Annotated in this window: 11 protein-coding genes and 2 pseudogenes; 5 read left to right on the top strand and 8 right to left on the bottom strand. The window is 53.3% G+C overall.

Annotated features, from left to right (window positions below):
• Position 1 precedes the first annotated feature (1 nt).
• From AC2GXZ_RS19820 to AC2GXZ_RS19805, 4 genes are all read left to right on the top strand, one after another.
• Positions 2–1,132, top strand: a complete 1,131-nt coding sequence (locus AC2GXZ_RS19820) for a glycosyltransferase (RefSeq protein WP_483760931.1) — start codon at positions 2–4, stop codon at positions 1,130–1,132.
• The gene (locus tag AC2GXZ_RS19815) at positions 1,122–3,392 is read left to right on the top strand and encodes a right-handed parallel beta-helix repeat-containing protein (protein ID WP_483760930.1); all 2,271 of its coding nucleotides are present in this window, start codon (positions 1,122–1,124) and stop codon (positions 3,390–3,392) included. The genes AC2GXZ_RS19820 and AC2GXZ_RS19815 overlap by 11 nt, the downstream gene beginning before the upstream one ends.
• A gap of 30 nt (positions 3,393–3,422) precedes the next feature.
• Positions 3,423–4,349: a glycosyltransferase family 2 protein gene (locus tag AC2GXZ_RS19810; protein ID WP_483760929.1), complete on the top strand. Its 927-nt coding sequence runs from the start codon at positions 3,423–3,425 to the stop codon at positions 4,347–4,349.
• Between the two features lie 697 nt (positions 4,350–5,046).
• Entirely contained in the window at positions 5,047–5,931 is an 885-nt protein-coding gene (locus AC2GXZ_RS19805; RefSeq protein ID WP_483760928.1) for a hypothetical protein, read from the top strand.
• 844 nt (positions 5,932–6,775) lie between these two features.
• Here AC2GXZ_RS19805 and AC2GXZ_RS19800 read toward each other — a convergent pair.
• Positions 6,776–6,937, bottom strand: a pseudogene (locus AC2GXZ_RS19800) (IS66 family transposase); the annotation flags it as partial.
• Between the two features lie 88 nt (positions 6,938–7,025).
• On the opposite strand from AC2GXZ_RS19800, the gene AC2GXZ_RS19795 reads away from it, so the two are divergent.
• Positions 7,026–7,322, top strand: a complete 297-nt coding sequence (locus AC2GXZ_RS19795; RefSeq protein ID WP_483760927.1) for a transposase — start codon at positions 7,026–7,028, stop codon at positions 7,320–7,322.
• Between the two features lie 113 nt (positions 7,323–7,435).
• Here the strand turns inward: AC2GXZ_RS19795 and AC2GXZ_RS19790 are convergent.
• The 7 genes and pseudogenes from AC2GXZ_RS19790 to AC2GXZ_RS19760 form a co-directional block, all read right to left on the bottom strand.
• Positions 7,436–9,001: pseudogene (locus AC2GXZ_RS19790) on the bottom strand (type IV secretory system conjugative DNA transfer family protein); the annotation flags it as partial.
• Complete coding sequence (virB11, locus tag AC2GXZ_RS19785; protein ID WP_483760926.1) at positions 8,998–10,017, bottom strand: P-type DNA transfer ATPase VirB11; 1,020 nt, start codon at positions 10,015–10,017, stop codon at positions 8,998–9,000. The pseudogene AC2GXZ_RS19790 and the gene virB11, both read right to left, overlap by 4 nt.
• Entirely contained in the window at positions 9,998–11,191 is a 1,194-nt protein-coding gene (gene virB10 / locus AC2GXZ_RS19780; protein WP_483760925.1) for a type IV secretion system protein VirB10, read from the bottom strand. Before virB10 ends, virB11 begins: the two co-directional genes overlap by 20 nt.
• Positions 11,188–11,979, bottom strand: coding sequence for a TrbG/VirB9 family P-type conjugative transfer protein (locus tag AC2GXZ_RS19775; RefSeq protein ID WP_483760924.1), 792 nt, complete (start codon positions 11,977–11,979; stop codon positions 11,188–11,190). The genes virB10 and AC2GXZ_RS19775 overlap by 4 nt, the downstream gene beginning before the upstream one ends.
• Entirely contained in the window at positions 11,976–12,671 is a 696-nt protein-coding gene (locus AC2GXZ_RS19770; protein WP_483760923.1) for a VirB8 family type IV secretion system protein, read from the bottom strand. Before AC2GXZ_RS19770 ends, AC2GXZ_RS19775 begins: the two co-directional genes overlap by 4 nt.
• Before the next feature lie 31 nt (positions 12,672–12,702).
• Positions 12,703–13,731, bottom strand: coding sequence for a TrbL/VirB6 family protein (locus AC2GXZ_RS19765; RefSeq protein WP_483760922.1), 1,029 nt, complete (start codon positions 13,729–13,731; stop codon positions 12,703–12,705).
• A gap of 239 nt (positions 13,732–13,970) precedes the next feature.
• Complete coding sequence (locus tag AC2GXZ_RS19760) at positions 13,971–14,672, bottom strand: type IV secretion system protein (RefSeq protein WP_483760921.1); 702 nt, start codon at positions 14,670–14,672, stop codon at positions 13,971–13,973.
• Position 14,673: the final 1 nt, after the last annotated feature.

The raw sequence follows: 14,673 nt of genomic DNA, 5'->3' as shown, positions 1-14,673 counted from the left end.
CATGAAAATCCTTTTCTACTCGTCGTCTTTGTCACGATCCGCGGGAGGCCTATATTACTCCGTCTCAGGTTTGGCGAAGGGGCTAACGGCTCTCGGACACAAAGTGATCGTTGCCGGCGGCGCTGACGCACATTTTGCCGAAGATCGGGCGATATGGGCAGATATGCCACTCTTACCTCATCGAGTGCAGGCAGGAGAGTACGGCTTCGATCTCAAAATGCTGCGTCAAGTTCTAGCGTCGCGGCCAGACATCCTTCACATCCATGGCATATGGAGCAGCGCTTCAATCTACGGCCTTGCAAGCGCCTTGCGCGGAGTACGCGTCGTTGTGTCGCCGCGAGGCATGCTGGATCCTTGGATACTTAACCGGAGGCGAGCATTAAAGGCGTTGCACGGGGCGATGATTGAGCGCCCGCTTTTGGCGAGAGCTAACGTCCACGCGCTAAACAATTCTGAGGCTTCCTCGGTTACTGCTTTTATGCCGTCGATTGCAGCCCGGACTTTCATTGTGCCGAACGGCGTTCCGGCTGTGGATCCTGCTGCACCGGTTCGCGGTAAGGAAGGTGCAGTCTTCCTAGGACGTCTGCATCCCAAGAAACAGGTCCTCGAACTCGTGCGCGCGTGGAGAGAAAATGGATTGCCAGGTGTCCGCCTAACTGTCGCTGGTTGGGGCGATCCTCAATATGAGGCGGAGATCAGGGCATTGTGCGATGGCGTTCAAGTCGCGTTCGCAGGTCCGTGCTATGGTGAATCGAAATCAGAGCTTCTCTCTGGTGCTCGCTGGTTCATTCTCCCTTCATTGAGTGAAGGGCTTCCTATGGCAGCGCTTGAGGCGCTCCAGCACGGTTGTATTCCGATACTGACTCCCGAATGCAACCTTCCTGAATTGGCGAAGCATCTGGTCGCTTTCGAAATGCGCCGCGATTTTGGCGATTTCTCTGACCTGATGCAGCGGCTATCCAAATTTAGCGAGGGCGAACTCGAAGTGATGTCGCTAAGATGTCAGGATGAAGCGAGGAACTATGCTTGGGATACTGTTGCGCGTCAAATGAGCCGGTACTACGAAGCGATAACTCGTGAAGGCACGGCGATTTCCGCTCCCTCATACCCGGAGAATTTGAATGTTGAGTGACTGCTTGACTTGCGGCGCGACTTGCCACCGAGTGTTGCAGTGGGAATACCGAATAGGTTCGCTGGCGGTAACTTTTTTAGTAGCAATGCTCCTCGTTTTCACAGTGGAACAGCGTAGCGCAGTTGCTGGGCCTGCTATATTCTGGGCCAATGATCCGGTCGGTCCCAATCAGTCGGTTATAGTAACCGGCGATCAGCTGCTTTCGGCGACTGGCGTGAAGGTCAGTGTGGTACCACGTAATAATCTTTCGCCCACATCGAGTAGGCTAGTCCCCTTATTGCAACTGTCTTCGACATCAGCAAAATTTACGATTCCGTCCGATTTGCCGTTGGGAATTTACCAGTACGAGATACAGACGCCTTTCGGTAACGCTGGCGGAAGGCTGAATGAGCCGACAATTTATTGGATCACGGGTGATGGTGGCGCTACCGCCTCGCCGGGCGGTTGGATCCGCATTCTTGGACGCAACATCCAGCGGACACCGGATGCTGCGGTTGTCTTAATAGATGCGGGTGGGGCACAAGAAAGACTACCGATCAATTCTGGGGATCTTTGGGATGGCAGGATTGCTCTCTCAGAAAAGATCGCGCCGGGCCGCTATAGCCTCCGCCTCGACAATGGCGACGGCCCGAGTAGTGGAATCGACATTGGGTCTTTCGACGTGCGTCAAGCATCTGTGACAGCGCCAGGAGCTGCGATCGACGTTCGGAATTTTGGTGTGGTTGGTGACGGAACTGCTGACGATACCGCTGCCCTGCAGAGAGCTCTGAACGCTGCGGGTGCGGAAAGTGAACGGAAAGCGACGCATTTTAGTAGGGTCACGATTCCAAGCGGGATTTTTCTCGTTAGCGCCACGCTGATAGTTCCGCCAGGTGTCACGTTAGGAGGGACTTCTACGGCACAATCAGTTCTTGTCTGGGCTGATAGTCCGGAACCATTGGAATCACTAATCACCGGTCAGACGGATTTCACTGTCGAGAACTTAACTATTTACGCCTCCAATCATGGCGACATCATCGTCGGCGGTATGTCGGCCAGACAACCGAACGTCAGCGCAAAAAACATTAAGGTTCGGGGAGTTCGAATTCGCGCATCTGCCTATCGAGGGCATATGAGCCCCAGAGAGGCATCCGAACGAACGGAAATGTTGAATAAGCGGTTTTTTCGGACGCCATCAAGCATCCGCGTTGCCGGAAGCAACATCGAGGTGGTTAACAACGATGTAGTCGGTTCCGGCGGCTCTTTGGTCGTCATCGGAGCGAGAGACGCGTATATTTCTGGCAACCGCCTCGCAAACGGTCGGCTTGGTTGGTATTCGATAACCTGTTCTTCCAGAGTAATAGTAGAAAACAATGAATTCTATTCTCAGGATTTGCAAGGGACGGGGGGTGGCGTTAACACCTTGTCTAATAATTGCTCAACTTCGGAAAATATTATTTTCAAAAATAACTATTATCACGACATGTATGGCTGGGATAGGGAAGCGTTAACGACAGACGGAGCACTTGGTTACTATTTCGGCAGCATAAAATCCATTGGCCCTGATCAGATTTTATTAACGTCTCCATTGCCGTCTAACCCGGCGCTCACAAATTGGATTGGGGCAACGATGTTCGTAGTTGGTGGTCGTGGGGAAGGGCAATGGCGGCGGATCAAGTCTTGGGAAGCGCCTGCTCCGGGCTTGACCGGAGGCGGGACTGTGACTCTGGAAACTCCTCTTGCCGTTTTGCCGAACGCCAGAACCCTCATCACAATTACCCAAACGCAGCGAAATTACCTTTTTATCAACAATCGTTTTGTTGACACTGGTGTTGCGGCCCAAACGTATGGGGTAGGCCTCGATCACGTCATTGCAGGCAATACTTCAGTTCGGACGGGAGGATTCATTGTAAGAGGATCGTACTATCGTCATTTTCAGCCAGATTGGCACGTCCAGTTGCTCGGGAATGAAATTGTCGAAGGCAGTATTTATAGGGCAGGCTCAAACCACTCGGTCTTTGCAGGCAAGGCCGTTTTAGCTGCGCGTGGCTTACCGAACGCTTCCGGTCAGCCGCCTTACGCGCAGTCGATCATCATCCGTGACAATAAGTTGGCCGCCGACGCACAGATTGAGTTGACTGGACGTAATCGACGCCTTCCTGGTCTGCGCGATGTGATCGTTGAAGACAATATATTCGCGGGACCAGTCGATATTGTTTCTGACGACGGAGTTACGGGGCAGCTCATTCGTAATAATTTCTCGAAGCCGCAACAGAAATAATACCGACGCAGTAGGAAGGGTTGCATACGAATGAGCATGGCGGTACTAATACTCACGCATAACGAGGGCCGACATATCGGCAGGGCCATCCGCTCGATTTCTTCCTTTGCTGATCTTGTAGTCGTTGTTGATAGCTTCTCGACAGACAACACTGTCCAGATCGCGCAGGATCTAGGGGCGGTAATTTATCAGAATAGCTGGAAGAACTATGCGGACCAGTTCAGCTGGGGGCAAAGTAAAATACCCCTCGAATATGACTGGATTATGCGTCTCGATGCAGATGAGCTCATCGAACCAGATCTTGCCGAACGTCTTAAAGCGGAAGTTCCAAAGTTGTCGAGCGATGTTACAGCCATCACACTCGACCGAAAACACATATTTATGGGCCGGTGGATTCGGCATGGGGGACGATATCCACTAGTGTTGCTTCGGCTATTTCGGAATGGCCGCGGACGGATTGAGCAGCGTTGGATGGACGAGCACATTATCGTAGACGGCGGGACTACGGTACACCTTTCGGGTGGGTTCAGCGATGCGAACCTAAATGACCTGACCTTTTTCACTGAGAAGCACAACAAATACGCCACGCGTGAGGCGATAGACATTCTAGGTCAAAAATACGGGATTCTCGAAACGGATCGGCTGACTAATGCTAACTCCGCCGTCCAAGCTTCTAGGAAGCGTTTTTTAAAAGAGTATTTCTACAACAAACTACCGTTTTGGGCAGGGCCTGCTGGATACTTTATTTTCCGGTTTTTCTTCCAACTTGGCTTTTTGGATGGACCTCAAGGGGTTATCTATCATTTGCTACAGGGTTTTTGGTATCGCTTCCTTGTTGCGGCAAAGGTCCGTGAATATGAGTTCGCTATGCGAGAGTGTCATACCAGTGAAAGCAGGCTAGAACGCTTGGAACAGTTAACTGGACACCGCTTGCGTTCGGTACCCGGTCTGAGCTAGCAAGACTTGCGGAGGCATCATGGATATTCTCAATGCGACAGAGACGGATACGTGGCGTGGTCCGGCAAGTTTTACTTTTCGGAACCGTATGTATCGTCTTGCCTGGGCAATAACCTGGGCGACACTTGCGGCCTGGACGCCTCCAATGATGCACGGATGGCGGCGATGGCTTCTCGCACGGTTCGGTGCCAGGTTGTCGCCGACCGCAAGGGTTTATGGTACCGCACGGATTTGGTCCCCCGCTAATCTTGAGATGGGCGAGTACGCATGTATCGGTCCTGGTGTGTCTGTCTATTCGATGGCGATGATCTCGTTTGAGCCATACGCGTTGGCTTCTCAGGGAGCTCATCTTTGCACTGGGACACATGATATTCAGGATCCGAATTTTCAACTTCAGGCGCGGCCTATCCGGATTGGCGAGAGAGCTTGGGTCGCGGCCGAAGCTTTTGTCGGCCCCGGCGTAACTATTGGAGACGGCGCAGTATTGGGAGCCCGCGGCTGTACTTTCCGCGATCTCGATCCATGGACCGTTTACGTTGGAAATCCCGCGTCGCCAAAGGGTAGACGGCGGATTTGTGTCGGTGTGAGTGGGCTTCAGCCAGAAGAATCGGCTACGGACCAGAGCGCCTAGCGGCGAAGTGAAATTATCAAATCTTTATCTGGGCTATCACAACTGCATTAGCGCTGGAGACCTCTGATGACATTGTTGCCGGAATCGATCCTTCCAGTCTCGGGTCCTCAACCTTCCGGAATCCGTCGGCATTTTGAGAAAGTCTTCATGACTCGTGGTGATATACACGCTATCACGGCAGGGGTTTTGTCGTTCAACGCAATCTCTGTCGGTGTCATCGGCGATATCCAGAGCCGTGGCTGGGTTGTTTCAATCGTGAATACCTTCGGCATCAGCGTCTTCGTTTGGGCCGGTGTTTTCCTCAGTCTCTTTTATCTAAGAACTGATGCCGAAAAGCGAAGTCAGCCACTTGACGTTCTGTGCCTAATAGCAGCAATCCTGATATGCTTGATGCCTATTCAGAACCTTTTATGGGTGGTGCTTGCTGCATTCGCAATTTTGCTGATTATTCGCTTCACCGAGGGGTCAAGTTCTCGACGGGCTGGTTGGTTACTGTTAGCAACAACCTTTCCGATGTATTGGAGCAAGCGGATCTTCAGCCTCTTCAGCGAGAGTGTCCTCCAAGCTGATGCAATCTTGGTTAGCTTCATCACGGATACGGAGCGTGTTGGCAATCTGGTTCGAATTCCTGGAGAGGCGGGTTACTTGCAGATCGCGCCAGGGTGTTCTTCCTTCGCTAATATTTCTCTTTCAGTCCTTTGTTGGGTTCTCTTTTCTCAACATAAGGGTCTGAGATGGTCTCCTCGCAACATTTTTTGGTGTTTAGGAGCTGCGGCGGCAGTAGTGGCAATTAACGTATCGCGCATCGCCCTCATCGGATTCTTTCCAAATTGGTATGATTTCATCCATAACGGGGAAGGATCGACAATAGTAAATTGGTTAACTATGGGCGTAACTTTGTATATTTGCCAGATGGGAGTTTCATCGCGTGTTCGCTCAACGGCGGTTTGAAATCGTTCTGGTAATGTTACTGGCCGTAACTTTGGCGCCGCGGTTGGTTTGGTCCCAACGTGCACTGGATCCTCGGCCAGAATATATCCTGCATTCTGTTTCCGAGTACATGAACCAAAACGACCTTTCCACACAAGGAATTGTTGACCTTGGCCTTGGTGAGACATTGCTGGTGTCGAGCAGCAAATGTCATTTTTACATTTCGGTGGCGCAAAGCTATGGCGAAGCTGATGCAAGTTTCGAGCTAGCAGTCAGCAAGGGGCAGATGATATCGTACATATACCGGGGACGAGTATATGCGGATCATCGGCCGCATTTTTGGCCACTGGCTAGGCGCTTTGCCAATAGAATTGCTGCGGCCGTAGGGATTGATGTCGGGTTTCCGTATGTACTTCGAGTTGTAGCCGACCAAAGCTGTGACGTCCGTGACCTGAATTTGAGTAATCCGCCGACCATTCCGTATCGTTACAGATGACAGCAGTAGTTAGATTGAGAATGTTTGGTTGTTAAGATTCGAGCTCGATAGCTTATGCAATCCAGAGATTTGTCGCCTAGAGCCGGAGGGCGGCGAGGCTAATTGTAAGCGCGCCGGTCGAAACGCGGCGCAAGGCCGCGCATCTGCTAGATGTGGTTGAGGAACCGCTTCACGAGATTGCGCTGGCGATAGACCTGTCGCCTGAAACTGAGACGCGGTTTGCGATTGGTCTTTGGAGGGATATTGGCCCAGTGTTCCTCCGCTTGGAGAAGTTGCGAATTGCATCGGTATCATATGCCTTGTCGGGGAGGGCGGTCGCGCCGGGCTGCAAGTAGTCAATCGGCTCGGAGTGTTGACCCCTTATGCGTCTAGAGGCTTGCGCTTCGGCTTCTCGGATGCGTCATCCAACTCCGGCAGAGGAGTTTTCCCGGAGCGCAGCTCAGCTTCGGCACGAGAGGCCTCGATCTCCTCCAGCATCAGCTCGAACTGCTCGATCTTCCGGTCGATCTTTTCCGAAGACGCGCCATGTTGCGTAAGCGGCAAGCATACCCCATCTGGCAGTGATAATGGCCATCAGGCTATGGCATCAGGCATCTGATTTCTCTGGTTGTGAGGATCTATGTCTACGCCTACGGCTAGCCCTAGAATGATCCATATGATTGAGGCCGTGCCGGATCGACTTGAAGGGTCTCCCCGGCAGCTGCGCGGTTTCTGGTCCGACGAATTTAAGCTCGGGGCTGTTGAGGAGGCATGCCGACCTGGAGTGAACATCTCGGCGATCGCACGACGGATCGGTGTTACGCCCTCGCAACTTTATCGGTGGCGGCGAGATCTTCTAAACGATAGCGACCCGGAGCCGTTGGTGCGGGGCGAGTGGGAGCGTCCACCCCATCGCTCACGTGGAAACCAACACTGAGATCCTTGTCCCCGCCAGTTTTTGGGAAACAAAGCATACCGAGTGCGCAACTCTCAATGGTTGCGTGATCCAGAAAAAGCGACAGAGAGCAGCTCGTGGTTGATGGTTGGTCCGAGTTTCATTGCTTGGATAGCGCACTCGCCCTCAGATAGAATAAGCAACCGCGCGCGGGGCATCTCGCGCACCTCCTGGGGCAACATCAAGTCGCGTTGCCTGATTTGCTCCGTGCTTGAGTGATTGGGACGGTGGTAAGCGCCAACGGCCCTGGATTGGGTTTGAAACCGAACAGTGCGTTTTCCCAACGAGCGAGATACATAATCGGCCGTTACCAGATCGTTGGCGCCAAAGATAAGCTGGTAGCCACAATTTCCAAGCAGCGCGTGTCTAACCGTCTCGCCATAAACCGCGTCAAGGCTCTTCAAATCCTGTATCACGATGGCAAGTTTGATATTGTAGCCGGCGACGAAAGGCACCTTGCTGACGATCTCGTCCATTCGGTTCAATTGACAAAACTCATCCAGCAAAAAGAGAATCTGAAGTTTTGCCTGGTCAAGCTCCCGGGTCAGGAAGCTCATGACTTGCTGGACAAATAGAGCCAGGAGGGGACGCAGCAGCGTTAGATCGGTGATGTTTGGCGCCAAGTAAATTGATATCGGCCGGTCTTTCATTGCCCGGATATTGATATCAGTAATGCTCGTTGCGGCGACAATCCGCTCGTTCCTGAACGGTCGCATTGCCTTGTGGAGATCAAGCAGCGCGGACTGCGCTGCCCGCTCATGCAATGCGATATACGCATTGAAACTTTCGAGCGTAAATTTTGACAAATATGGTTCGTTCTCTTTGATCCCGGTTAGCTTCGTTTGAAGGTTCTCGTCGCTATTAACAAAAGAAATCACCTCGCCGAGATTTTGACGGCCTCTGTAGTAAGAGCTTTCCAGAATGTAGCTGATAATACCGGCAAGCACTTGCTGAGCCGTCGCCTGCCAGAGTGCATTCTCAGAACCGATAGTCTCAGGGATCAACATCGTAGCGATAGTCTGGATATCGGTCGTCCGATCTCCGCGGTCGAGCCTGATGAAATCAAGCGGATTGTAGCAGTTCGTCTCGCGCGCGCCCGGTGCAAAAAGGAAAACCTGATTGCCGCGCTTTCGCCGATGGTCTGCTGTTGCTTTGAAGATTTCGCCCTTGAGGTCGGTGACGATCATTGAGCCCTGATGCACGAGCGCATTAGGAATGACATAGCCCACGCCTTTCCCCGACCGCGTCGGACCAATGATCAGATGATGTCTGTCATCGTTAACGCGTAGGATCCTTCTGCCGATCCGACCGACAATGTGACCGTCCTTTCGGAACCACCGTCCTCTTCTTAGCGACGCCATATCCTGAAACGACGCATTCCCGAGTGGATGACTTTCGTGCTTCGTCGCCAATAACATCGTGAGAACGGGCAGAAACAGGGCAGGGCCTAGTGATATCAGGCCTACCTTTTTGATCAACGTGTTGGATCGGTACGTCCAGAATTGTTCAAGTGGAGCAAACGGCCTGCTCTCTATCATCAGGGTCAGGATTCTGTTGTCGTCGTAAAGCAATCGGAAGAGTAAAGCATAAGTCACCAGCCACGCGAGGACGCCGATGATGACCGCGAGAATACCGGTGAACCAACGCAGTCTGTCCATCAACGTCGCCTCGCAAACAATATGTCGGATACGCCACGGCGCCCGCCATCGCGCTGCAATTGGATGACGATTGGAATGACCGTCTGGATGTAGGAGGCCAGATCCTGTTTCGAAAACCCACTCGCCATTCCCGATTGCATCACCATCATGATCACCTGTTCATAGGCTCCGAGCGGAGTGTCGGCGTGCACCGTCGACAAACTGCCGGGATGACCTGTGTTAATGGCCCGCAAAAATGAAAACGCTTCACTTCCCCTGATTTCTCCGACCAGCAGTCGGTCCGGTCGCATTCGAAGTGACGCCTCAAGCAATGCCTGGATCGTGACGGCCGTAACGCTCTGATCGCCTTTGGAAGCGATGAGATGGACTGCATTTTTATGGGGTGGGAAAAGCTCGCGCGTATCCTCGATCGTGATAATGCGATCGTGTTGATCGATGTTTTTAAGGCAGGCATTGAGCAAGGTCGTTTTGCCGGATGACGTGCCCCCACTGATCAAGATCGAGAACCGTTTTGCCAAAGCCAGCTGGATAAACTCATAGACCCGACCGGCATCAAGATGGGCCGTCAATTTTTGCTCGATATCGCCTGTTCTTTGAATATCTCCCGTCGGGCGGCCGAGCGCGCCGGACCTCTGTAAATCCTCCAGTGAATAGTCACTGATCACCTGCTTGCGGATCGATAGGGCGCCGCCGTCGGGGGCAGCCGGTGGCAAAACGCATTGGATGCGTTCACCTCCCGGAAGCGAGGTGCTCAGCAAGGGATTTGCGCGGCTCACGAATTGCGCGGTGAAAGCCGCAACCCTTTCGCCGATGTTACGGATTTCCTCAGCCGTGAGCTCGTCGATCTCGTGTTGCTCCATCTTTGCGGCGCCAAGTCGCTCTATGAAGACCAGTCCCGGCTTGTTGACCGCGATTTCCACCACCTTTGGATCGTCGAGAAAAGGTTGTAGCGGACGAAGCGCCCGGTAGAGGAAATACTGACTTTTCTGTTGGGCGCTTTCATTTGGCCTGGCGCTCACGTCTGATCTCCTTCATCGCTTCGACAACCGGGTCGTCATAAAAGCTGCTGAAATCCAGGTCCTGGCGGACATAAACAAAGATCCGTTCCCCTTGAGGAATGTTAATCGTCGGTTGGATGCGCAGGTTTTCCGATAACACCGTGTTGGCCATCGAGCTGAACGTGCGGGCAATCGTATTGCGAGCCAGTTCCTCGGCCCGATCGGCGTCATCGCTGTCGCCGGATGCTTCCTCACTGCCATAACCGGTGAGATAACTTGCGCCAGCACCAACGATCGACAACATGATCGCTGCGCCAAACCGCTCCTTGAATTTATTGTCCACATGTCCAGTAAGGCCTGAGCGGCCAAGACTGTCTGCGCCAATGGAGTTGAGCCGAATGGTGACGCCATCATTGCGAATTAGCCGTGTCCAGATGACAAATACCCGTTTTTGCCCGCGGGTAATCTCCGACTGGTATTCGCCAATCAGCCTTGTTCCAGTCGGGATCAACACCCTCCGTCCATCAAAGGAATAAACGTCTTCGGCGGTGATTGCCCGGACCTGGCCCGGTAGATCGCTATTTACCGCCGTCTCCAATATTCCAGGCACAAGCGTGCCCTCGGGAATGACCGCATCTATTCGCCCAATCCGGCGCGCCTTTGCACTGCGGTCGGTAAGATGCGATGCACTATTGAGATACCGGCTGGCCTTGTCTTCGCCTGCAACAACCGATGCGGACGTATCTGTTCCTTCGTCCGTTTTCTCGTTTGTGGCGCCAGCCTTGTCCAATGACAGGAGTTTTGAGCGAAACCGGTCGGGAAACTCCTCGATAGGATCAACCAAATCCGCAGCTATCGGGGGAGGTGGGACGTTGAACTCATCGCTTTTCGGGGCCGGAAGCGGTTCCGGCGGGGGCGGTGGCAATGTAATAACAGCCTGTTTTGCCAAGGATGGTTCAGATGCTGCTTGTCGGACAAAGGACGGCGGGCGAAACGACGATGTGCGAAACTCTTCGTCAGCCTGCAGATTTTCGATCGGCCGTTTTGCCGATGTCGATAACACAAGGTAGGCGCCGATCGCTCCGGCAGCCAGCAAGGTCATCACTCCGAACCTCTGGTGACGCCGGCTATTTCGGTCTGCCACTGGAACGTCGTCGTCATGGCGAAGAGCCTGGAGTTCTGGTGTCATCGTCATCGCGAACCGCTCCTCACTGATCGGCGAGGAAACTCTCCGCCCGCAGTGCTTCGCGCGAAAGGTGAAGGCCGGCGATTAAAAACACAGCCGAAACGATCGCCGTCGCGAAGCGTATATTGGCCCTCGATCCCATCAAGCACGAGATAGGCGCCTTCTTTGCGGAAGTTTCGTAAGGTCTCCGCCCCACCGGAGCGCACGGCAAAGACGGCTGGAACGGGACCTTCGAAACGCAAGAAGGTCTTCTTCCCGTCGTCAAACATCTGCGAGGGGCGCAAAGCAGGGTCGCCGGAAAAGCCATAGCTTGAATTGATCCTCGTTTTGTCGAGCCCGAAAATATTCGGAAAGGCTGCACGTCTTTCAGCATCACGTCGTAAAGCCGCGTCCGATAGTTTGTCCGGATAACTGAAGCGGATCCCAAACACCTGTTTTCCGTCTTTCGGCGCGTGGTCGACAAGTTCGAGGAAATAAATCCGTCTCGTGGTCACCACGTTCATATTGGTGGCAACATTCCGGGCGACCGGTTTGACGAACAGGATGTTTCCTTTTTCCGCCGGTGCAACCTGCCAGCTTTCCGTATCGCCGAGCGAAATAGTCTCGAATGTCTCGTCTTCGTCAAAAACGATCATCGTCGAGATCCCGTAAGTTGCCTCCACCTTCACAACATTGTTCGCCTGGTAGATGACGCTGGTGATCCGATGATCGAGATTTCCAGCGCGTGGCTGTTGTGCAGCGACAGACGGAAGGGCATTAAGGACTGCGGAGATCAAAACAGGAAACACCGGTTTCATCGGCTTTCTCCCGTATCGACGGTCTCTTGCTCACGGCGGTATTGGTAAACCTGAAACCCAAGCGGATTATCGAAACGCCATTCGTTCTTGGCAGGTGTCTCCGTGTAACGATACCGGACGATCGAGATGTAATGCCTCGTCACGTTTTCCGTGTCAGATGTCTCGGTCGTCGAAAATCTGACCAGTGACGTGCTTTGATTGGGAAACGCCACAGACTTGATGGTAACCGTGACCGACTTATCCTTGCCGTATCTCTGAGCCGGATTATCAGGATTGGCCGCTCGGTAGAGCAATTGCAATTCGCGCGCCGCATCATCCGTCGATAACAGCGCCGCAAGCCCAAAATTATCCGAGATTGCAAACGGATCATAAGCTTCACGCGCGCGGATAAATCGCACAACATTCGCCTGCGTCACCGCCTGGTGATGTGTCAGCGTCAAGGGTTGTGTCAGCCCGGACTTGACCTCGATGTAACCGGTATTGCGGTCGACCTCGACGATATAGGGCTCGAAAGATTTAAGCGGCACCAGGGCAATCAAAGCGATCAGCGATAGAAGTGCCGTCGCGCCAAACATCAGACTGATCGCCCACGCGACTGTCCGCGAACGCCGCGCCGTTTTTAACAGCTCGTACTCCCAGCGGTCACCATCCTGGAAGTAGCTCAAGAGCGTTGCATCCTGCGATTTTGTCATGCAAGTGCCTCCCTGCGGCCAACCGCTCTCGTCAAACGGGTTGGCTATTGCGGCTGATATGTCTTTCCAGTGACTGAGCGCTGTGATTGCGGATATTCCGCTTCATACCCGAATGCGTGCGCTCGCGTGCCTGCATACCGATCTCGCCGGCATGGCCGGCAAGCGACCGTCCGCCTTTCAAAATGGCTTTGGGAAGTCTTGCACCCAGCAGATGGCCAACATTGCTGGCAATCCTGCCAATGCCCGCTGCAATGCCGCCGGTTATCCCTTGCGCCATGACCTGGATGTTAAAAAGCACGAAAGCGCCGGCACAACATAAAAGCAGAAACGCCGACACGTCGCTGAGCTGCAGCTCCCTTTGTCCTGCAGCATTGGTCACTTTTGTTAATTCCGGATCCATCGCTGAAATCAAAAAGGCGGCGATCACGTAAACGAAGAGCGGGATGAGTGCATAGGTCAAAACTTGCTGTAGCCAAGCGCGGCTAAGGCCGCGAGACGGCTCAAACAACATGCAGCCGATAAAAATCGGCGCTGTACCGACCAAAACCCACATCATCACTTTGGCAAGCAGCAAAATCGCAAGCGCAACCGCAATAAAAACGGCGACACAAAACATGATCAAGATACCGATCATCGACGGCAAAACCGAAAAATACCCCGACTGTTCGGCAAAGGCAGATGCCGCCTGATTGGCCGTCGACCAGATCTGCGATAATCCATTGGTGGGTTCGGTGATCCCTGTGCCACTTGCCGCTAAAATCGCACGTCCCACCGCCTCTGGCGTATGGCTGAGCCAATCGTAAAAAAGCGCGTCGAAATTATCCCAGTTTTGTACCAAACCGTAGATCACCACCATTCTTGTCACGCGGCCGATAATGTCTCCGAAGCCAACACGCGCCGTACCCAACAGCAATTGCAGGCCGTAAAAACCGATATAGGCAATAAGAAGTACGGTGATCAAAGGCTGGATCTGTTGTGAAACGATTTCGAACGCCTGTTCGGAAAAGCTCGCGCCGGTTTTTTCGACGCGGTCTAAAAGATCGCCAAGGACGTCATCCATGATCATCTCCTATGGCTTCAGTGCCGTATCAATCGCAAAAAGCGCGTTGATTGGACCATTATTGATGTCTGTCATCGGGCCGCATGGTGCACCACCTTGTGGCCCATAGGCTGAGGCAATCGATGGCGGTGGGCAGGGGGCCTTGCGTTCTTTGTAGCGACTGCCGCACCCCATCAGCGACAGCAGGGTCACGCCGATGACCAGATGTCGGGCAGTCAAACATTGGACAGCCATCGTTCTTACTCGCGATCGTAGGTGAGGGCTTTTTTGGAGTTTGACATATCCGTCAGCCGCCGCTGATTGTCGGCTTGCAGCGATAAAACGGCGCCGTTCATGACCCCGATCAACTCATTGATCGTCAGCCCAGATTGCACCTGTAGCTGGGTGTTTTGATCAAGCGAACCTTTGATGTCCGCGGCATCGCCAATTTTTGCGCCGGCAGCTTCGAGCGCCGATCGTCTTGTCTGGACGGCCTGTTGTGCGCCATCAACCAACGCTTTGACACCGAGCACCGTCTTGACCAATTCCTCGTAGGATTTGTCGCTGGCGAAATCGCTATTCTTTTGGCCGGAGAGCGTTTGAAGCAGTTTCAGCCCGTTCAAGAACGTCGTTGCTGAGCGGCCGATCTCACTGCTGACCGTACCGAAATTGGCGACGCCGCCCGACAATAGGGTGTCAAATTCCGGCATCTGCGAGACGCTGAAACCTTGGCCAATGGCAAGCTTTTGAAGCGCACCTGAGACGTCTGCACGCTCACCCGTAACGGCCTTGAGCGTATCCTCAACGGTCTTTAACACCTCTTTATTGGTGTCGAGGATCTTATCGGTTGTTTCAGCCGTCTGTTTGGCAACACCCAAATTGGCCTTGTCGATCACCGGGACCTGCGCTTGCGCACTTCCCGAAACCGATAGGATGACGAGACATAGAACTCCAATCTTCATG

The sequence above is a fragment of the Aliirhizobium sp. YIM B11859 genome (assembly GCF_057163345.1).
This window is presented reverse-complemented; position numbering and strand designations above follow the sequence as displayed.

Excerpts from the sequence above, each read along its gene's own strand:
- AC2GXZ_RS19775 (WP_483760924.1), bottom strand. The coding sequence starts at position 11,979 with ATGAAACCGGTGTTTCCTGTTTTGATCTCCGCAGTCCTTAATGCCCTT.
- AC2GXZ_RS19765 (WP_483760922.1), bottom strand. The coding sequence starts at position 13,731 with ATGGATGACGTCCTTGGCGATCTTTTAGACCGCGTCGAAAAAACCGGC.
- AC2GXZ_RS19810 (WP_483760929.1), top strand. The coding sequence starts at position 3,423 with ATGAGCATGGCGGTACTAATACTCACGCATAACGAGGGCCGACATATC.
- AC2GXZ_RS19815 (WP_483760930.1), top strand. The coding sequence starts at position 1,122 with ATGTTGAGTGACTGCTTGACTTGCGGCGCGACTTGCCACCGAGTGTTG.
- virB10 (WP_483760925.1), bottom strand. The coding sequence starts at position 11,191 with ATGACGATGACACCAGAACTCCAGGCTCTTCGCCATGACGACGACGTT.
- AC2GXZ_RS19805 (WP_483760928.1), top strand. The coding sequence starts at position 5,047 with ATGACATTGTTGCCGGAATCGATCCTTCCAGTCTCGGGTCCTCAACCT.
- AC2GXZ_RS19795 (WP_483760927.1), top strand. The coding sequence starts at position 7,026 with ATGTCTACGCCTACGGCTAGCCCTAGAATGATCCATATGATTGAGGCC.
- AC2GXZ_RS19770 (WP_483760923.1), bottom strand. The coding sequence starts at position 12,671 with ATGACAAAATCGCAGGATGCAACGCTCTTGAGCTACTTCCAGGATGGT.
- AC2GXZ_RS19760 (WP_483760921.1), bottom strand. The coding sequence starts at position 14,672 with ATGAAGATTGGAGTTCTATGTCTCGTCATCCTATCGGTTTCGGGAAGT.
- AC2GXZ_RS19820 (WP_483760931.1), top strand. The coding sequence starts at position 2 with ATGAAAATCCTTTTCTACTCGTCGTCTTTGTCACGATCCGCGGGAGGC.